16 protein-coding genes are annotated in these 18,666 nt (G+C 71.8%); 11 read left to right on the top strand and 5 right to left on the bottom strand.

The annotated features are described in order from the left end of the window. Positions 1-45: 45 nt before the first annotated feature. Positions 46-699, top strand: a complete 654-nt coding sequence (locus ACYVLT_RS01375; RefSeq protein ID WP_461118205.1) for a GNAT family N-acetyltransferase — start codon at positions 46-48, stop codon at positions 697-699. Here ACYVLT_RS01375 and ACYVLT_RS01370 read toward each other — a convergent pair. The 4 genes from ACYVLT_RS01370 to ACYVLT_RS01355 form a co-directional block, all read right to left on the bottom strand. After that, complete coding sequence (locus ACYVLT_RS01370; protein WP_461118204.1) at positions 671-2,971, bottom strand: helix-turn-helix transcriptional regulator; 2,301 nt, start codon at positions 2,969-2,971, stop codon at positions 671-673. The two genes, ACYVLT_RS01375 and ACYVLT_RS01370, sit on opposite strands and share 29 nt — an antisense overlap. A gap of 109 nt (positions 2,972-3,080) precedes the next feature. Next, complete coding sequence (locus ACYVLT_RS01365) at positions 3,081-4,127, bottom strand: winged helix DNA-binding domain-containing protein (RefSeq protein WP_461118203.1); 1,047 nt, start codon at positions 4,125-4,127, stop codon at positions 3,081-3,083. Continuing rightward, the gene (locus tag ACYVLT_RS01360; protein WP_461118202.1) at positions 4,124-5,164 is read right to left on the bottom strand and encodes a LacI family DNA-binding transcriptional regulator; all 1,041 of its coding nucleotides are present in this window, start codon (positions 5,162-5,164) and stop codon (positions 4,124-4,126) included. The genes ACYVLT_RS01365 and ACYVLT_RS01360 overlap by 4 nt, the downstream gene beginning before the upstream one ends. A 76-nt stretch (positions 5,165-5,240) precedes the next feature. Then, positions 5,241-6,086 carry a carbohydrate kinase family protein gene (locus ACYVLT_RS01355; RefSeq protein ID WP_461118201.1) on the bottom strand — a complete coding sequence of 282 codons (846 nt, stop codon included), beginning with the start codon at positions 6,084-6,086 and terminating at the stop codon, positions 5,241-5,243. A 217-nt stretch (positions 6,087-6,303) separates the two neighbouring features. On the opposite strand from ACYVLT_RS01355, the gene ACYVLT_RS01350 reads away from it, so the two are divergent. After that, positions 6,304-7,653: a hypothetical protein gene (locus ACYVLT_RS01350; RefSeq protein ID WP_461118200.1), complete on the top strand. Its 1,350-nt coding sequence runs from the start codon at positions 6,304-6,306 to the stop codon at positions 7,651-7,653. A gap of 142 nt (positions 7,654-7,795) precedes the next feature. Here the strand turns inward: ACYVLT_RS01350 and ACYVLT_RS01345 are convergent, their stop codons facing one another. Then, positions 7,796-9,184 (bottom strand): KamA family radical SAM protein, encoded by a 1,389-nt coding sequence (locus ACYVLT_RS01345; protein ID WP_461118199.1) that lies wholly within the window; start codon positions 9,182-9,184, stop codon positions 7,796-7,798. Between the two features lie 108 nt (positions 9,185-9,292). Here ACYVLT_RS01345 and ACYVLT_RS01340 point away from each other — a divergent pair, with 108 nt between their 5' ends. The 9 genes from ACYVLT_RS01340 (at position 9,293) to kal (ending at position 18,634) form a co-directional block, all read left to right on the top strand. Next, complete coding sequence (locus ACYVLT_RS01340; RefSeq protein WP_461118198.1) at positions 9,293-9,778, top strand: FxsA family protein; 486 nt, start codon at positions 9,293-9,295, stop codon at positions 9,776-9,778. A gap of 62 nt (positions 9,779-9,840) precedes the next feature. After that, complete coding sequence (locus tag ACYVLT_RS01335) at positions 9,841-10,800, top strand: TIGR03885 family FMN-dependent LLM class oxidoreductase (protein ID WP_461118197.1); 960 nt, start codon at positions 9,841-9,843, stop codon at positions 10,798-10,800. Next, positions 10,797-12,344, top strand: coding sequence for an alpha-amylase family protein (locus tag ACYVLT_RS01330; RefSeq protein WP_461118196.1), 1,548 nt, complete (start codon positions 10,797-10,799; stop codon positions 12,342-12,344). The genes ACYVLT_RS01335 and ACYVLT_RS01330 overlap by 4 nt, the downstream gene beginning before the upstream one ends. 164 nt (positions 12,345-12,508) lie before the next feature. Continuing rightward, complete coding sequence (gene kdd / locus ACYVLT_RS01325; RefSeq protein ID WP_461118195.1) at positions 12,509-13,525, top strand: L-erythro-3,5-diaminohexanoate dehydrogenase; 1,017 nt, start codon at positions 12,509-12,511, stop codon at positions 13,523-13,525. Beyond that, positions 13,522-15,108 (top strand): amidohydrolase, encoded by a 1,587-nt coding sequence (locus tag ACYVLT_RS01320; RefSeq protein ID WP_461118194.1) that lies wholly within the window; start codon positions 13,522-13,524, stop codon positions 15,106-15,108. Before kdd ends, ACYVLT_RS01320 begins: the two co-directional genes overlap by 4 nt. Position 15,109: 1 nt before the next feature. Further along, positions 15,110-15,895, top strand: a complete 786-nt coding sequence (locus ACYVLT_RS01315) for a TIR domain-containing protein (protein WP_461118193.1) — start codon at positions 15,110-15,112, stop codon at positions 15,893-15,895. A gap of 5 nt (positions 15,896-15,900) precedes the next feature. Next, positions 15,901-17,469 carry a lysine 5,6-aminomutase subunit alpha gene (kamD, locus tag ACYVLT_RS01310; RefSeq protein ID WP_461118192.1) on the top strand — a complete coding sequence of 523 codons (1,569 nt, stop codon included), beginning with the start codon at positions 15,901-15,903 and terminating at the stop codon, positions 17,467-17,469. Continuing rightward, positions 17,466-18,245, top strand: coding sequence for a lysine 5,6-aminomutase subunit beta (kamE, locus tag ACYVLT_RS01305; protein WP_461118191.1), 780 nt, complete (start codon positions 17,466-17,468; stop codon positions 18,243-18,245). The genes kamD and kamE overlap by 4 nt, the downstream gene beginning before the upstream one ends. Next, entirely contained in the window at positions 18,242-18,634 is a 393-nt protein-coding gene (kal, locus tag ACYVLT_RS01300) for a 3-aminobutyryl-CoA ammonia lyase (protein WP_461118190.1), read from the top strand. The genes kamE and kal overlap by 4 nt, the downstream gene beginning before the upstream one ends. Positions 18,635-18,666: the final 32 nt, after the last annotated feature.

The following is an 18,666-nucleotide window of genomic DNA, read 5'->3' as shown; positions in this document are numbered from 1 at the left end:
GGATGTGCGGGGGACAGCGGCCGGTCGGACCGACAGACTGCGGGCATGGCTGATCACGACCCGACCGCGCCGGCCGCCGGTTTCCGCGTCAAACCCACCCTGACCGGTGAGCTGGTCGTGCTGCGACCCGTCACCGCGGCCGACCTGCCCGCGCTCCTGCCGATGCTGCTGGACGAGGACGTGGCGCGGCTGACCGGGAGTCACGCCGAGCTGGACGACGCGCGGCTGCGGGCGTGGTACGGGACGCGTGGCCGCCAGGACGACCGGCTCGACCTGGCCGTGGTGGAGCGGGCGACCGGCGAGGTCGTGGGCGAGGCGGTGCTCAACGACTGGGACGCGGCCAACGAGAGCTGCGGCTTCCGCGTCGCCCTGGTGCCGGGCGCGGTCGGTCGCGGCCTGGGCACGGAGGCGACGCGGCTGATCGTCGGCCACGGGTTCGAGTACCTGGGCCTGCACCGCATCTCGCTGGAGGTCTACGCCTCCAACCCGCGCGCCCGCCGCGTCTACGAGAAGGTCGGTTTCGTCGCCGAGGGCGTGCTGCGCGAAGCGCTGCTGTGGAAGGGCGAACGGGTCGACGCCGTACCGATGTCCATCCTGGGCCCGGAGTGGGCCCGCCACCGCGGCCGGCCGGGTGCCGTCGCCCCGACCGGCGTGCGGGTCGACGGCCCCGCTAGTCCGCCATGCTCGCCAGCAGGCTGATCAGCTGGTGGCGGTTGGTGATGTCGAGCTTGCGGTAGATGCGGGTCAGGTGGGTGTGCACGGTGGCGGGGGAGATGACCAGCCGGGTGGCGACCTCCGGGTTGGACAGGCCGTCGCCCACCAGCCTGGCCACGTTCCACTCCGCCGGGGTCAGGCCGCCGGGTCGGCGGTCGGGGTCCGGGGTCGGCACCTCGTCCAGCACGACGGCCAGCGCCTGCTCCACGGACTCCGCCGGGCTCGAGTAGGCCCGCGCGTACTCGTCCTCGCCGAGCACCGCCTTGGCCCGCGCCACGGCCTGCGCGGTGACCCACGCGAACGGCACCAGGCCGTCCACCCGGACACCGGTCACCCGGTGCAGGCCGTGCGCCAGGCCGAGCATCCGGGCGGCGGCGGAACCGTCGCCGGCCCGGGAGTGCGCCCACCCCAGCGCCTCGATCGACCACAGCGGACCCCACTTGTCGCGGATCTCCCGCTGCACCCGCAGACCTTCCATCAGCACGTCCAGCGCGCCGACCGGGTCGCCCCACCGCGTCTGCACCACACCGCGGCACCAGTGCGCCCAGCTCAGGCCCCACAGCGCGCCGAGCCGCCGGCACTCGGCGTGGAACTCCTCCGCCGCGAGCTCGGCCTGCTCCCGGGAGCCGAGCAGCACCAACGACACGGTGAGCAGGATGTGCGCGAGGTGGTGGTCGACGGCGAAGGCCGGGCCCAGCGCACCGAACTCCTCGTGCCCCTGCCGCAGCAGCTCCACCCCGTCGATGGCGCCCAGCGCCAGCACGGCGTACGCGCCGCGCACGAACGTCACCGCGGGCACCGGCCCGCCGACCTCGCGGGCCATGGCGTCGGCTTCGTCCACCCGCCGCGCCACGAGTTCACGCTCCACGCCCAGGCACAGCGCGATCCACGCGTCGAGGGCGATGGCGCTGGCCCGCAACGGGTCCGCGGCCGGCGGTGTGGCGGCCAGCGCGCGTCCCAGCCAGAGCCGTTCCTCGGGTAATCGACCGGCGTAGGTGTACCAGCGGGTGCGGGCCAGGTCGACGCTCATCTGCAGCCCGGCTTGCGCGGTGCCGGGGTGGCGGATCAGGTCGGCCAGCACCACCCGGTGGTTGGCCATGTCCGCGTCGACCGCCGCCAGCAACGCCGCCTCGTTGTGCCCGGCGAACGACTCGGCCAGCCGTGCCGCCTCGCTCCGGAAGTAGTCCTGGTGCCGTTGCCGCACGTCCTGCACCTCGCCGGCGGACCGCAACCGGGCCGCGCCGTGCTGCCGCAACGGCTCCAGCAGATGGTAGCGGCTGCGGTCGGCGGACGGCAGCGCGATCGACTTGTCCAGCAGCCCGGCCAGCGAGTCGGCGACGTCGTCGGCGGCCAGCCCGTCACCGGCGCACACGGCCTCGGCGGCGGTCAGGCTGAACCCGCCCTCGAACACCGACAACCGCGCCCACAGCAGGCGTTCGGCGGGTGTGCAGTGGGCGTGGCTCCAGTCGATGAGCGCTTCCATGGTCTGGTGGTGCTCCACCGCCGTGGTGTCGTTGGCGGTGAGCACCCGCATGACGTCGTCCAACCGGTCGGCCAGCAGCGACACCGGCATGGACCGCATCCGCACCACGGCCTGCTCGATGGCCAGCGGGATGCCCGAGACGCGGCGCAGCACCCGCACCACGTCCGGCCAGTTGTCCGGCGTCACGTGCCAGCCGGGCACGCTCGCCTCGGCCCGGTCGACCAGCAGCGCCACGGACTCGTAGCCCAGGTCCATCGGCGCGTCCTCGGCGGGCACGTCCAGCGGCGGGACCATCACCAGCACCTCGCCGGGCACCCGCAGCCGGGCCCGGCTGGTGGCCAGGACCCGCACGCCGGGCGCCGCGCCGAGCACCGCGCGCACCAGCTGCGCGACCGGCTCGACCAGGTGCTCGCAGTTGTCCAGCACCAGCAGCACCTGCCGGGGTCGCAGGTAGTCGACCAACGTGTCCAACGGCGTCGTGGTGGCCTGGTCGGGCACGCCCACGGCGCTCAGCACGACCTGCGCCAACAACTCCGGGTCACCGCCGCGCGCGGACGCCAGCTCCACCACGCGCACACCGTCGTCGTACGCGCGGTGCACCTGAGCGGCCAGTTCCAGCGCCAGCCGGGTCTTGCCGCCGCCGCCCACGCCGGTGAGCGTGATGAGCGGCGCGACACCTATCCGTCGGCGCAGCTCGGCCAGCAGATCCTTGCGGCCGACGAACGAACTCAGCGCCCGCGGCACCACACCGCCTCCCGCTGCCCGCTCGGTCATCCGGACACCGTACGACATGGACGCGTGCGCACGACGTGAGATCGACGAAGCAACGCGTGGGCGAACCAGTTTGCCAGGAGTCGCGACGATCGACGTGCGTTCGCCCTCGTCACGCCGTCGCCGCCGGTGCGATGCCGGGTCCGGTTCGCACCACGTCGCGGTTCTCGGGTCGGCCGGTGGCCTCGACCGCGCGGCGGGCCCAGGCCAGCACCGACTCCACCTCGACGTCGAGCTCGGCGACCGGGATGTGGCCGAACTGCTCCACCACCACCCGGCCGTCACGACGCCGCCACGTGCCGCGCACCTGGCCGTCCACCACGACGTGCGGGCCCGCGGGCCGGACGAGAGGCGCGTGCGGCGAGTCCAGCAGGAGGGTCCGGTCGGCGTAGCCGAGCAGGAACGTGTCGAACGGCCCGAGGAGGCGGACCGTGCCGTCCAGGTCGGCGGCGTCGGTGGCGGGCGGCTGCCAGCCGTGCTCGCCCTCGACCAGCTCGTCGAACGGGAACGCGGCGCGCACCTCCACCTCCGGCAGGCCGCTCCACGCGGTGAAGTCCTCGACCGTCGCGGGGCCGTACGCGCGCAGGTAGCGGCGGACCAGCTCGGCGGCGCCGCGTGGCTCGTGGTCGGTGCGGGGGAGCAGCCGGTAGGTCGACTCGCCGGCGACGACGACGCCCTCGTTGGCCGCGTAGGCCAGCAGGTAAGAGGGGGCGGCGGTGGCGGGATCGAGCGCCACGCCGACGTCGGCCAGCCGGGTGACGACCTCGGACCTGGGCAGCGGCTCGGTGAGCACTTCGCGCAGGGCCGCCAGGGCCCGCGCGCACACCTCGTCGGTGAGGCCGAGCTCCAGCCGACGACGTCGGGAGCGGGCCACGTTGACCGGGCCGAGCAGCGCCACCAACCAGCCGACGTCCTCCCGGCGCAGCAGGTGCACCGCGCCGCGCATGGCACACGTCCGCACGACGTCGCCGGCGTCGAGCGCGGCCCGCAGGTCGGCGGGGGAGACGTCGGTGGTGCGGGCGCGGACGGCCAGTCCGGCGGCGGTGATGTCCTGCGCCTGCACGGCGAGCACGTCGTGCAGCAGCTCCGCCAGCGAACGGGCCGGGGTCGTCAGGCGTTGCGCCCGCATGCGCAGCGCCCTGGCCCGACCGGCGGTCACCTCGGCCCCGCGCCCGTCGAGCCGCGCACCACGAGCTCGGGCAGGAAGACGAACTCCGCGTGCGTGCCCGTCGGGGAGTGGCCCCGCGCGCCGCCGATCTCCTCCAGCAACGCGTTGACCGCGGCCCGGCCCATCGCCTCGACGGGCTGGCGCAACGTGGTCAGCGGCGGGTCGGCGAACACGATGAGCGGCGAGTCGTCGAACCCGACCACGGACACGTCCTGCGGCACGCCCAGCCCGCGCTGCCGGGCCGCCCGGATCGCGCCGAACGCCATCAGGTCGCTGCCGCACACGATCGCGGTGCAGCCCTCGTCCAGCAGCGACGCCGCCGCGGACTGCCCGCCCTCCACGGTGAACAGCGAGTGCCGCACCAACGCCTCCGCCTGCTCGGCGGTGTAGGGCAGGGCGGTGCGCATGTGCTGCACGAAACCCTCGATCTTGCGCAGCACCGGCACGAACCGGCGCGGGCCCACGGCCAGGCCGATGCGTTCGTGCCCCAACTCGACCAGGTGCGACACCGCGAGCCTCATGGCGGCGCGGTCGTCGGTGGACATGAACGGCGCGGAGATCTTCTCCGTGTAGCCGTTGATCATGACGAACGGGATGCCGCGGCCGGCGAGCTTGGTGTAGCGGCCCATGTCGGCGGTGGAGTCGGCGTGCAGGCCGGAGACGAACACGATGCCGGCCACACCGCGGTCCACCAGCATCTCGGTCAGCTGGTCCTCGGTGGAGCCGCCCGGTGTCTGCGTGCACAGCAGCGGCGTGTAGCCCGCGCTGGTCAGCACCTGCTCCACGACCTGCGCGAGGGCGGGGAAGATGGGGTTGCCCAGCTCGGGGGTGATCAGCCCGATCAGCCCGGCGCTGCGCTGCCGCAGCCGGGGCGGGCGTTCGTAGCCGAGCAGGTCCATCGCGGCGACCACCGCCTGGCGGGTGGCCGCGGACACGCCCGCCTTGCCGTTGAACACCCGGCTGACCGTCGCCTCGCTGACCCCGGCCTGCGCGGCGATGTCGCTCAACCGGGCGGTCGCGCCGTCCATGTCGGTCCTCTCCGTCGCGGCGACGTGCGAACACGAAGGAAAGTCCTTGCAAGGACTTTCAGCAAGACCTTGACGGTCACATTTCCGGCGCCAGGCCCGCTGAACCGAGACAGCGGGCGGCCTGCCCGGCGCCGGCGGCCAGCGCCGAGGGCACGTCGGCGCCGGCGAGGTGGGCGACCAGGAAGCCGGAGAAGAAGGCGTCGCCCGCGCCGTTGGTGTCCACGATCTCCTCGATCGGCACGGCGGGCACGCGGTGCACGGCGCCGTCGGCCACGGCCACCGCGCCGTCGGCGCCGAGCGTGGCCACGGCCCGCTTGTCGAGGGACTTGAGGAACACCAACAGCGCGTCGTCGTCGGGGAAGCCGTCGTTGTTCAGGAACACGTGGTCGGCCGCGTCGAGGAAGTCGCGGTGGAACTCCGCGCCGCCGTCGTAGTCGTGCAGGTCGCACCACACCTCGACACCGGCCTCGCGGGCTGCCGACAGCAGGGGACGGGCGTGGTCGGCGAGGTCGATCACCGCGGCGTCGGCCGCCGCCAACGCGGCCAGCGCGCGCTCGTCGTGCCGCGCCTGGCGCAGCCGGGGGAGTTCGAGGTAGATCGACACCCGACCGCCGTGGGGGTCCATCAGGTTGAGGTGCTGCTCGGTGGCGGTGTCGACGACCTCGGCGATCACCTCGACACCGGCCCGTTCGAGCACGCCGAGCACGGACCGCCCGGCTTCGTCGTCGCCGACGACGGTCCGCAGCGTCACGTCCGCCCCGAGGGAGGCGAGGTTCAGCGCCTTGCCCGCCGACGTGCCGCCGACGGCCATCCGGTGGCCGGTGGCGAACGCGGTGTGCGGCCGCGCGTGCGGCAGCCGGTCCAGCCGCACCAGTCGGTTCCACGACACCGGTCCCGCGACGAACACCTTCGGCTTGTGCATGGGCGCCATTGTGCGGGGTGATCAACAAACCGGCGAGCGAGAAACGAGGCGGACCGCAAGTGCTTTCATGCTCATCTTTATAGCTTCAGTGTTGACTAAAATGGCTTGCCGTCGTGATCGCTTGTGATGAGGTGGGGGAGTACGCGCCACGACCGGTCTCCGCCGCACGAGTCGTCGTCCGCGTGCAGCTCATGGTCTTCTCTGGAGAGGTTCTTCGATGCCGCAGCGCAACAAACCCGGCAGACGGCCGGTCGTTCCCATCGCCACGGCGGTGGCCACGGTGGGAGCGCTCGCCCTGCCCGCTTCACCGGCTCACGCCGCCGACATCGACGTCCCCTGTGATCCGTCCGCGCTGGTCGGCGCGGTGGCCGCGGCCAGCGCCTCGACCGACCCGGACACGCTGTCCCTGGCGCCGAACTGCGTCTACACGCTCACCGCTCCCGCCGTCGCCGGGGGGAAGAGCGGGCTGCCCGAGATCCGGGGCACGCTCACCATCCGCGGGAACAACGCCACCATCCGGCGTGCGCCGGACGCGCCGCAGTTCCGGCTCGTCTCCAACTGGGGCGACCTGACCCTCGACCGGGTCACCCTCACCGGCGGCCACGCGCCGGACGGTGTCGGTGCCGACACCTCCGGGCAGGGGAGGTCCGGTGACAGCGGTGGCGCCATCCAGAACTGGGGCCCGCTGACCGTCACCAACAGCGTCCTGACCGGCAACAGCAGCGGCGCGGGCGGTCGCGGCGCCGACGCGACCGCCACGACCTCGGCCGGTGCCGGTGGGCTCGGCGGGTTCGGCGGCGCGATCTCCTCCTACATCATCGGCGTGGGGACGGTCGCCGTCATCGACAGCCTGGTCAGCGACAACCGCACCGGCGGCGGTGGTCGGGGCGGCGACGGCACGGGCTCGAAGCCGGGCGGTCGGGGCGGCTCGGGCGGTTACGGCGCCGGCGTCGAGGTGATCTCCGGTTCCGTCCTGCGCATCACCGGCAGCACGATCACCGGCAACGTCACGGGGGACGGCGCCCCGGGCGGCTCGGGTGGCAGCGAGGGCGGCGGGGGAGGGGACGGTGGTGGCGGCGGCCTGGGCGCCGGGGTGTTCGCGTCCACCCGGGAGGGCGAGTCGCTCAACCCGAGCATCGCCGCGACCACGACCAGGGGCAACCGGGCGGGCCGGGGTGGCGACGCCGGTGTCGCTGGGCCCGGCGGGTACGCGGGTTGGGCCGGCTCCGGTGGTCGTGGGGCAGGGGTGGCGGTGTTCTACGACAACCTCACCCTCGACGGCGGCAAGGTCACCGACAACACCGCGGGCGCGCCGGGGGCGGGTTCCTCGCCGTTGCGGGCCTCCGGTGGCGGCATCTACACGTTGCAGGGACGGGTCGCGCTGGCCAACGGCGCCGTCGTGACCGGCAACCGGCCCGACAACTGCTACTCCACGGAGGACGTGCCCGGCTGCGTCAACGCTCGGCGTGCGACCGGCGGCCAGGGCACCGTCGCCCCTTCGGTCCGGGATCGTCAGGCCGAGGAGTTCGCGGTCGCGGCCCGTGCGGCCACGGCGCTGTCCCGATAGTGCTGTCCTGGTAGTCAGTCATCTCGATAGCTTCAGTGTTGACCGAAGTTAGCCACTTCGTCGGCGCCGGTCCACGCGAAAACTGAAAAGACGCCTCGAAGCCCTGGACGCGACCCACCGCGTCCAGGGCTTCGAGGTCGGGTCAGGGTTGTTCCGACCACCAGCGGCGGCCGGTGTCGCCGAGGGTGGAGATCGGGTCGTAGTAGGGGTACCGGCGGTCGAGGGCCTCGGGGTCGTCGAGTTCGATGCCGGTGCGGTAGTTCTTGGTCCAGTAGGAGATGCCGAGTTCGCGGTCGTACTCGTGGAGTTGGTGGACCCAGCGCTTGCCGACGTAGGGGACGTCGCAGACGATGCGCGGGGTGGCGTAGCCGGGCAGGTAGCCCATGATCGCGTGTTGGAGTTCCTGCGCTTCCCAGACGGCGACGCGCCAGTGTTCGGCGTTGGGGATCATGTCGCACATGTAGAAGTAGTAGGGCAGGATGTTCGCCTCGCCTTGGAGCGCGAAGCAGAGGTCGAGCAGGTCGTCGGGGGTGGCGTTGACGCCCTTCATGAGCACGCCTTGGTTGCGGACGTCGCGGACGCCGACTTCGAGGGCGGTGCGGGCGGCTTCGGCGACCAGTGGTGTCACCGACTGGACGTGGTTGACGTGGGTGTGGATGGCGAGGTTGACGCCGCGGCGGCCGGCGGTGCGGGCGACGCGTTCGAGTCCTTCGACGACCTTGGGTTGGAGCCAGTGCTGGGGTAGTCCGGCGAGGGCCTTGGTGGCGAGGCGGACGTCGCGGACGGTGTCGATGTCGAGCAGTCGCATGAGGAACGACTCGAGTTGGGGCCAGGGGACGTTGGCGACGTCGCCGCCGGAGACGACGACGTCGCGGACGCCGGGTGTGCGCTTGAGGTAGTCGATCATCCGGTCTTGGCGGTCGACCGGTTTGAGGGTGAGTTTGTGCTTCTGGACCTGGGGTGTGGAGTTGCCGACGAGGTCCATGCGGGTGCAGTGGCCGCAGTACTGGGGGCAGGTGGAGACGAGTTCGGCGAGGACTTTGGTGGGGTAGCGGTGGGTGAGGCCTTCGACGACCCACATCTCGGCTTCGTGGAGGGAGTCGCGGGCGGAGTGGGGGTGGCTGGGCCAGTCCGGGTCGCGGTCTGATCGGACGGGGATCATGTAGCGGCGGATGGGGTCGGCGAGGAAGGCCTCGGTGAACGCCTCGGGGTCGGTGGGGGCGTGGGGTGCCATGGTGTTGAGCATCTGGGGTGGCACGAGCATGGACATGGTGGCCGAGTGCTGTTGGTCGGCGGCGAGGTCGTCGTAGAACCGGTCGGTGAGCAGGTTGCCGGTGAGGGTGCGCAGCTGCTTGGGGTTCTTGACGCAGTTGGCGCGCTGCCATTGGGCGTCGCGCCACTGGGTGTCGGTGGTGTCGCGCCAGCCGGGGAAGCGGCGCCAGTCGGGTTCGACGAGTTCTTGGCGCGCGTAGGTGTAGGGCTGGAGGTCGGCCTTGTGCTGCGGGGGTGTGACCTCGTGCAGCGCAGTCATCCATGCTCCCTATCGGTCGAGTGGCGTGAAGATATGCTGCCAGATGGCCGGTTGGGCGTAAATATTTCGGCGGGGAGCGTTTCGGGGGGTTCGTGCGTTGGGTGGGGTATGCGCGTGTTGGTGGTTGTGCTCATCGGCTTGGCGGTGGAGGTCACCGCCCTGGTGGCGGCGTTCGGCGCCTGGGGGTTGTTGCCGACCTTGGGGCTGCTGGTCCTGGGTGGGGTGGTGGGTTCGGTGTTGATGCGTCGTGAGGGCGCTCGGACGGTGGCGGCGTTCTCGGAGGCGTTGCGGAGTCGTCGTGCGCCGCATCAGGAGTTGGCGGACGGGGTGTTGATCGCGGCGGCGGGGTTCTTGATCGTTGTGCCGGGGTTCGTGAGTGATGTGGTGGGGTTGTTCCTGTTGTTCCCGCCGACGCGGCGGTTGATCAGTCGGCGGATCGCGCGGCGGGCGGAGGAGCGGGAGCGGGCGATGGCGTTGAACTTCCGGTACGGGCAGCACCCGATGGCGGGTGGTGTGGTGGTGGACGGTGTGGTGGACGGCGATGTGGTGGATGTGCGGCCGGAGTCGCCGTCGGGGCGGCCGGAGTTGCCCTGATCGGCGGGGGTGTGCCGGGTTGGTCCGGTTCGTCGGGCGGGTGGTGGGGTACGTGAGACGGCATGACCGTCATCGGTGTGCACGCTTCGCATGAGCAGGTCCACCCGTCGGCGTTGTTGTCGGCGGTGCGGCGGGCGGAGGAGGTGGGGTTCGACGCGGCGATGAGTTCGGACCACTTCTCGCCGTGGAGTGCGAGGCAGGGGCAGAGTGCGTTCGCGTGGTCGTGGTTGGGTGCGGCGTTGGAGGCGACGGGGCTGCCGTTCGGGGTGGTGAACGCGCCGGGGCAGCGGTATCACCCGGCGGTGGTCGCGCAGGCGATCGGGACGTTGGGTGCGATGTACCCGGGTCGGTTCTGGGCGGCGTTGGGCAGTGGTGAGGCGAGCAACGAGCACATCACGGGTGGCGGGTGGCCGCGCAAGGAGGTGCGCAACGCGCGGTTGCGGGAGTGCGTGGACGTGATCCGTGCGTTGTTGGCGGGGGAGGAGGTCAGTCACGACGGCCTGGTGCGGGTGGATCGGGCGAGGTTGTGGACGAGACCGGAGGAGCCGCCGTTGTTGATCGGTGCCGCGGTGAGCGAGGCGACGGCGCGGTGGTGTGCGGAGTGGGCCGACGGGTTGATCACGGTGAACGCGTCCGCGGAGCGGTTGGAGCGGATGGTGGCGGCGTACCGGGATGCGGGTGGTCGGGGGAAGTTGCACTTGCAGGTGCACTTGAGTTGGGCGGAGTCGGAGGACGAGGCGCGGTCGATCGCGCACGAGCAGTGGCGGAGCAATGTGTTCCCGCCGCCGATCTGTTGGGACCTGGACACGGCGGAGCACTTCGACCTGGTGTCGGAGGACGTGTCGGTGGAGCGGGTGGCGGCGGTGGTGAACGTGTCGTCGGACCCGGGGTTGCACGCGAAGACGATCCGGGATTACGCGGAGTTGGGGTTCGAGGAGATCTACCTGCACCACGTGGGGCGGGAGCAGGAGCGTTTCCTGGATGTTTTCGGTGAGCGCGTGCTGCCGGAGGTGCGGGCGTGAAGCTGACCCGGACCGCGGACCTGTGGTGGAAGAACGCTGTCGTGTACTGCTTGGACGTGGAGACGTTCCACGATTCGAACGGTGACGGGCACGGTGATTTTCGGGGGTTGATCGACCGGATCGACCACTTGCACCGGTTGGGGGTGACGTGTTTGTGGTTGATGCCGTTCTTCCCGACGCCGGATCGGGATGACGGTTATGACATCACGGATTTCTACGGTGTGGATCCCCGGTTGGGGACGTTGGGTGATTTCGTGGAGTTCGTGCGGACGGCGCGTGACCGGGGGATGCGGGTGATCGCGGACCTGGTGGTGAACCACACGTCGGATCAGCACCCGTGGTTCCAGGCGTCGCGGGATCCGGGGAGCCCGTTCCATGATTGGTACGTGTGGCAGGACGAGCCGCCGGCCGATCAGCACGAGGGGGTGGTGTTCCCGGATCAGGAGACGTCGCTGTGGACGTACGACCGGAAGGCGAAGCAGTACTACCTGCACCGGTTCTACCGGCATCAGCCTGATCTGAACGTGGCGAATCCCGCGGTGCGTGACGAGATCGCGCGGGTGATGGGGTTCTGGATGGAGTTGGGGCTGTCGGGGTTCCGGGTGGACGCGGTGCCGTTCCTGTTGGAGGCGCCGATCGAGGCGTTGCCGGATCCGCACGATTATCTGGCGGATCTGCGGGCGTTCTTGTCGCGGCGCAACGGCGAGGCGGTGTTGTTGGGTGAGGTGAACCTGCCGTACACCGAGGCGATGGCGTTCTTCGGTGGGTCGGACGGTGTGGGTGACGAGTTGCACATGTGTTTCGATTTCATCGGGATGCAGCAGATGTACTTGTCGTTGGCGCGTGAGGACGCGAGTCCGTTGACGCATGCGTTGAAGGAGCGTCCGCATCCTCCGCGTGATTGTCATTGGGCGACGTTCGTGCGCAATCACGACGAGTTGACGTTGGACAAGTTGACCGAGCCGGAGCGTCAGGAGGTGTTCGCGGCGTTCGGTCCGGATGAGGACATGCAGTTGTACGGGCGGGGTCTGCGGCGTCGGTTGCCGTCGATGTTGGGTGGTGACCTGGGTCGGATCAAGATGGTGTACAGCCTGTTGTTCTCGTTGCCGGGTACGCCGGTGTTGTTCTACGGCGAGGAGGTCGGCATGACCGAGGACCTGTCGTTGGAGGGCAGGTTGGCGGTGCGGACGCCGATGTGGTGGGACGCGGTGGACGAGCAGCGTCGTGAGCCGGATTCGTTGTTGGGTTGGGTGCGGTTGTTGGTGGAGCGGTACCGGGAGTGCCCGGAGTTGGCGTGGGGGACGTTCACGGCGATCGACACGGCGGAGCCGTCGGTGTTCGCGCACCGGTGCGAGATCGACGGCGGGGTGGTGGTGGCGGTGCACAACTTCGCCGGGCGGGACGTGACGGTGGAGGTGCCGAAGGTCGACGGTGTGCTGACGGATCTGTTGGTGGACGGGACGGTGAAGCCGGGGAAGGACGGTACGGCGGTGGTGGAGTTGGGTCCGTACGGGTGTCGGTGGTTCCGTCAGGTGAGCCGGTAGTCGGGTCCGCCACGCGGACCCTGGTCGTCGTGCCCGGTCCGGAGTTCGCTCCGGACCGGGCATGCCCGTGTTCCGTCTTTCGGCGATGTGCGGTCTCTCTTGCGGAATCTCGCTCTTTCACGTGAAGATATCCGCGTCCTGGCCCTGTCGACCGAAGGATTTCCATGGCTTCGCCGTTTGGTCTGCATCGCGTCCTCGAACCCGCCGGGGTGCTGCCGCAGCAGGCCCTGCGGCTGGACGCCACGCCGACGTGCGGACCCGACGAGGTGCTGGTCGACGTGGCGCGCCTCAACCTCGACGCCGCCTCCTACCGGCAGCTGCGCGAGCGGCACGGTGTCGGCGGTGTCCGGCAGGCCGTGCTGGACATCGTCGCCGCGCGGGGCAAGATGCAGAACCCCGTCACCGGTTCGGGCGGGATGCTGCTGGGCACCGTGCGCGAGGTCGGCCCGGCCTCGCCGCTCGGGCTGCGTCCCGGTGACCGGATCGCGACCCTGGTGTCGCTCACCCTCACCCCGCTGCGCATCACCGACGGCCTCGCCCGCTGGGACGGCGACGACGAGCAGGTGCCGTGCGAGGGCACCGCGGTGTTGTTCGGCCGGTCGGTCGCCGCCGTGCTGCCCGACGACCTGCCCGAACGGCTCGCCCTGTCGGTGCTGGACGTGTGCGGGGCGCCCGCGCTGACCGACCGGGTCGTGCGTCGCCGCGCCGCGCCGTCGGTGCTGGTGCTCGGGGGAGGCGGCAAGTCCGGGTCGTTGTCGCTGGCCGCGGCCCGCCGCGCCGGCGCGTCCCGCCTGGTCGCGCTCGTGCCCACCGACTCCGAGGCCGCCGCGGTCCGCGACGCCGGGCTGGCCGACACCGTGGTCGTCGCCGACGCCCGCGATCCCCTGGCGGTGGCCGACGCCGTCGGCGCGCGGGTCGACGTGACCGTGGTGTGCGTCGACGTGCCGGGTTGCGAGCACGGCGCGATCCTGGCCACCGCGGACGGCGGCACGGTCGTGTTCTTCTCCATGGCGACCTCCTTCGCCGCGGCCGCGCTGGGCGCCGAGGGCCTCGCCGCCGACGTGGAGATGCTCGTGGGCAACGGCTACGTGCCAGGTCACGCCGCGTTCGCCCTCGACCTGCTGCGCGCCGAGCCTGCCGTGCGGTCGCTGTTCGAGCACCGGCAGACTCAGCAGGCGTGACTACAGTGAACGGCGCCTCCTCCGCGTCGACCGGTGCGTCGACGCGTCTGCTCGTGGGGGGACGCATCCATTCCCCGACCGCACCCGACGCCACCGCGATGGCGGTCACCGACGGCACCGTGGTGTGGCTCGGCCAGGACGGCGTGGGCCGCGCCCTGCACCCCGACGCCGAGGTCGTGCACCTGGACGGCGCGTTCGTGGCGCCCGCGTTCGTGGACGCCCACGTGCACGCCACCTCCGCGGGTCTGCTGCTGACCGGCCTGGACCTCACCGGGTGCCGGTCGTTGACCGAGCTGCTCGACGCCGTGCGCGCCGCCGACGGCCCCCTGGTGTGGGGTCACGGGTGGGACGAGACCCGTTGGCCGGAGAACCGTCCGCCGACCCGCGCCGAACTCGACGACGCCGCCCGCGGCGCGCGGGTCTACCTGTCCCGCATCGACGTGCACTCCGCGCTCGCGTCCACCGCGCTGCTCGACCTCGCCCCCGCCGCCCGCACCGCCGACGGCTGGCACCCCGACGGGCCCCTGTCCCGCGCCGCGCACCACCACGTGCGCCGTGCCGCGAAGGACGCCATCCCCGTCGACCGGCGCCGCGCCGCGCAACGGGCGTTCCTGGAGCACGCGGCGTCGCGCGGTATCGCGTCGGTCCACGAGTGCGCCGGGCCCGACATCTCCGGCCGCGACGACCTCGCCGACCTGCTGGCCACCGACCTGCTCGACGTCGTCGGCTACTGGGGTGGCCTGGACCCGGTCGACCTGCCCGTGCGGGGCCTGGCGGGCGACCTGTTCGTCGACGGCGCGCTCGGCTCCCACACCGCCGCCCTGTGCGCGCCCTACGCCGACGCCGACACCACCGGCGCCCTCTACCTCGACTCCGACGCCATCGCCGCACACCTGATCGGCTGCACCGAGGCCGGGTTGCAGGGCGGGTTCCACGTCATCGGCGACGCCGCCGTGGCCGCCGTCGTGGAAGGCTTCGACAAGGCCGCCGTCGTCGTCGGCGCACCCGCCCTCGCCGCCCGCCACCACCGCCTCGAACACCTGGAGATGGTCACCGCCGAGCAGGCCGCGGCACTGGCCTCCCGGGGTGTCGTCGCCTCCGTGCAACCCCTGTTCGACCGCGAGTGGGGCGGACCCGACGGCATGTACGCCCGCCGCCTCGGCGTCGACCGGGGCACCGCGCTCAACCCGTTCTCCCACCTCGCCGCCGCCGGCATGATCCTCGCCCTGGGCTCCGACGCCCCCGTCACCGCCGTCGACCCCTGGGCCGCGATCACCGCCGCCGTCCACCACCGCACCGACGGCCACGGCATCTCACCCCGTGCCGCGTTCAACGCCCACACCCGCGGCGGCTGGCGCGCCGCGGGCGTCGACGACGGCGTCACCGGCACCCTGCAACCCGGCGCGCCCGCCACCTACGCCGTGTGGGACGCGGGGGAGCTGGAGGTCGCCGCCCCCGACAGCCGCGTGCAGCGCTGGTCCACCGACCCGCGCTCCCGCGTCCCCGCCCTGCCCGCCCTGCACGGCCCGGCGCCGACGTGCCTGCGCACCGTCCTGCGCGGCCGCACCATCTGGGAGGCGTGAGGTGAAGGTCTTCATCTCGTGGTCGGGCGAGGCGGAACGCGGGTTCGCCCTGTTCCTGCGGGAATGGCTGCCCCTGGTCATCCAGGCCGTCAAGCCCTGGATGTCGGACAAGGACATCGCCAAGGGTTCGCTGAGCATGGCCGAACTCGGCGGCGCGCTCGACGGGACCTCGTTCGGCGTGGTCGTGCTGTCCGCGGCCAACCAGCACTCGCCGTGGATCAACTTCGAGGCCGGCGCCATCTCCAAGAGCGTCGGCCAGGCCAGAGTGGTCCCGCTGCTGCTGGATCTCGCCAAGACCGACGTCGTCGGGCCGATCAGCCAGTTCCAGGCCGTCGACGCGGGGGAGAAGGCGGAACTGCTCGCCCTGCTGGAAGCGGTCAACGCCGAACTGCCCGAACGACTGCCCGCGCAACGCCTGGCCCGGTTCCTGGACCGCGAGTGGGACGACTTCACCGCGAAGGTGGCCGACTTCCGCGCCACCGCACCCGGCCGCGGGCCGGTCCGCTCCGATCGCGACGTGCTCAACGAGATCCTCGAACTGACCCGTGAGATGCGGCGGCCCGCCCCCGCCGTCACGGACCGCCCGCTCCCGCGGGTCACCGATCCGCGCATCCTCGACCAACTGCGGCCCGAGCAGCGTGCGGTCTACACCCTGCGCCAGATCGAGGGCCTCACCGTGGCGGAGACCGCTGCGACGCTCGACATCCCCTGGGAACGCGTGGTCATGCAGCTCGCGCTTGCCCGCGCGGAAATCCGCAGGCTCATCGACCCCGACGGACAGGAGTGAACCCGATGGCGTTGCTCGACCTCGACCCGAAGGTGGTCGCCGCGGCGCGGGACCTCGCCGCCAAGGCCGCCGAGCCGGTGGTGGCGCTGGCCAAGGCCCACACCACGGTGGCGGTCGAGCGCGCCACGCTCCGGCTGGCCGGCATCACCGGCGCCGACACCACCCACCGCGCCGGCGACGTCCCCTGGGTCAACCGGGTCGTGGACACCGTCCGCGAGCACTGCGGCCTCGAACACGGCGTCGCCCTGCCCGTGTTCCACGCCCTGCGCGAACACGACCTCGCCACCCTCACCGACCTCGCCGAGGCCACCGCCGCCGGGCAGGTCCGCTACACCCTGCCCACCGGCCGCGACCGCGACCACGCCCGCACCGCCGCCACCGCCGCCGTCACCGAGGGCCTGCGCACCGTCGACCGCAACCGCGCCGACCGCGACCGGCTCGTCAGCACCCTCGGCGACCCGCCCCGACGCCCCTGGATCTACCTCATCGTCGCCACCGGCGACATCGACGAGGACGTCGTCCAGGCCCGCAACGCCGCCCGCGCCGGCGCCGACATCATCGCCGTCATCCGCTCCACCGGCCAGTCCCTGCTCGACTACGTCCCCGAGGGCGCCACCCACCACGGCTTCGCCGGCACCTACGCCACCCAGGAGAACTTCCGCATCATGCGCGCCGCCCTGGACGAGGTGTCGCACGAGGTCGGCCGCTACGTGCGGCTCACCAACTACGCCTCGGGCCTGTGCATGCCCGAGATCGCCGTCCTCGCCGGCCTGCAACGCCTCGACATGATGCTCAACGACTCCATGTACGGCATCCTGTTCCGCGACATCAACCCCGTCCGCACCTTCGTCGACCAGCGGTTCTCCCGCCAGGTCCACGCCCGCGCCGGCATCGTCATCAACACCGGCGAGGACAACTACCTCACCACCGCCGACGCCGTCGACGCCGCCCACACCGTCACCGTCTCCCAACTGCTCAACGAGCACTTCGCCCACGAGGCCGGCCTGCCCGACCACCTCCTGGGCCTGGGTCACGCCTTCGAGATCAACCCCGACGTGCCCGAGTCGTTCCGCCTCGAACTCGCCCACGCCCTGCTGGCCCGCGAACTGTTCCCCGACGCCCCGCTGAAGTGGATGCCCCCCACCAAGCACATGACCGGCGACGTGTTCCACGGCTACCTGCTCGACGGGTTCTTCAACCTCGCCGGCCTGCTCACCGGCCAATCCATCCTGCTGGTCGGCATGATGACCGAAGCCGTCGCCACCCCCTTCCTGTCCGACCGCGACCTCGCCCTGGCCAACGTGCGCTACGTCCTGGGCGCCGCCGCCGGCCTGCGCGAGGACTTCCGGCCCGCACCCGACGGCCTCATCGTCACACGCGCCCACCAGGTCCTCGGCGAAGCCGTCGACCTGCTGCGCCGCATCGTCGACGACGGCCTGCTCGACGCCATCGCCGACGGCACCTTCGGCCTCATGAAACGCCCCGCCGACGGCGGCCGCGGCGCCGACGGCGTCGTGGCCAAGGCCGACGACTACCTCAACCCCGCCGCGGACCTGCTGGAGGCACACCCGTGAAGCGCCACGTCCGCCCCTACGGCGACACCACCGGCGACGGCATGGTGCAGACCTCGTTCACCCTGCCCATCCCCGCCGGCCCCCACGCCGACGGCGCCGCCCGACAACTGGCCAACAAGATGGGCATCGACCCCGCCATGGTCGTGCACTCCCGACCCCTCGGCGACGACTTCACCTTCTTCGTCGTCTACGGCTCCGTGCGCCACATCGTCGACCTCGACGACGTGCGCGTCGTCGAACGCGACTACCCGCTGCTGCCACCCGCCGAGATCGACACCGCCGTCAAACGGCGACTGCGCCGCAAACTCGTCGTCGTCGGCGCCTGCATCGGCACCGACGCCCACACCGTCGGCATCGACGCCATCCTCAACATCAAGGGCTTCGCCGGGGAGAAAGGACTGGAGTACTACCGCGAACTCACCGTCGTCAACCTCGGCGCCCAGGTGTCCGTGCCCGACCTCGTGCGCCGCGCCCGCGCCGAGAAGGCCGACGCCGTTCTCGTCTCCCAGGTCGTCACCCAACGCGACGCCCACATCCTCAACACCCGTGAGATGTCCGCCGCGTTCCGCGAGGCCATGGGCGACCGCCGCCCCCTGCTCATCGCCGGCGGCCCCCGCTTCGACCCCCTCATGGCCGACGACCTCGGCGTCGACCGCGTCTTCGGCCGCGGCACCACCCCCGGCGACGTCGCCTCCTACCTCGTGCACGCCCTGCACACCACAGCCCCGCGCACCACAGCCCCGCACGCCACACCCGCCACCCAGGAGAACCCGTGAGCCCCACCGAGGGATTCGCCGTCACCCACCGCCGCTACGTGCCCCACTCCAACGCCCACTACGGCGGCAACCTCGTCGACGGCGCCTACGGCCTGGGCCTGTTCGGCGACGTCGCCACCGAACTGCTCATCCGCACCGACGGCGACGAAGGCCTCTTCGCCGCCTACTCCGCCGTCGAGTTCCTCGCACCCGTCCACGCCGGCGACGTCATCGAGGCCACCGCCACCCTCGTCCGCGTCGGCACCCGCTCCCGCGAGATCGACTTCGAAGCCCGCGTCGTGTGCCGCTCCGCACCCCACCGCGGCCCCACCGCCGCCGACGTCCTCGACCCGCCCGTCGTCGTCACCCGCGCCCGCGGCACCGTCGTCGCACCCCCACCCGCACCCTGACGCCACCCCTGAAGGTGGAGGTCACTCCTGAA

This window comes from Saccharothrix stipae, assembly GCF_054781895.1.
The sequence above is the reverse complement of the archived record's forward strand: the minus strand, read 5'-3'. Positions and strand labels throughout refer to the sequence as shown.

Bases quoted from the DNA above. Each gene is read 5' to 3' on its own strand.
- ACYVLT_RS01360 (WP_461118202.1), bottom strand. From the start codon at position 5,164: ATGGACGGCGCGACCGCCCGGTTGAGCGACATCGCCGCGCAGGCCGGG.
- ACYVLT_RS01370 (WP_461118204.1), bottom strand. From the start codon at position 2,971: ATGACCGAGCGGGCAGCGGGAGGCGGTGTGGTGCCGCGGGCGCTGAGT.
- ACYVLT_RS01335 (WP_461118197.1), top strand. From the start codon at position 9,841: ATGACCGTCATCGGTGTGCACGCTTCGCATGAGCAGGTCCACCCGTCG.
- ACYVLT_RS01345 (WP_461118199.1), bottom strand. From the start codon at position 9,184: ATGACTGCGCTGCACGAGGTCACACCCCCGCAGCACAAGGCCGACCTC.
- ACYVLT_RS01375 (WP_461118205.1), top strand. From the start codon at position 46: ATGGCTGATCACGACCCGACCGCGCCGGCCGCCGGTTTCCGCGTCAAA.
- kamD (WP_461118192.1), top strand. From the start codon at position 15,901: ATGGCGTTGCTCGACCTCGACCCGAAGGTGGTCGCCGCGGCGCGGGAC.
- ACYVLT_RS01340 (WP_461118198.1), top strand. From the start codon at position 9,293: ATGCGCGTGTTGGTGGTTGTGCTCATCGGCTTGGCGGTGGAGGTCACC.
- kdd (WP_461118195.1), top strand. From the start codon at position 12,509: ATGGCTTCGCCGTTTGGTCTGCATCGCGTCCTCGAACCCGCCGGGGTG.
- ACYVLT_RS01350 (WP_461118200.1), top strand. From the start codon at position 6,304: ATGCCGCAGCGCAACAAACCCGGCAGACGGCCGGTCGTTCCCATCGCC.
- ACYVLT_RS01355 (WP_461118201.1), bottom strand. From the start codon at position 6,086: ATGCACAAGCCGAAGGTGTTCGTCGCGGGACCGGTGTCGTGGAACCGA.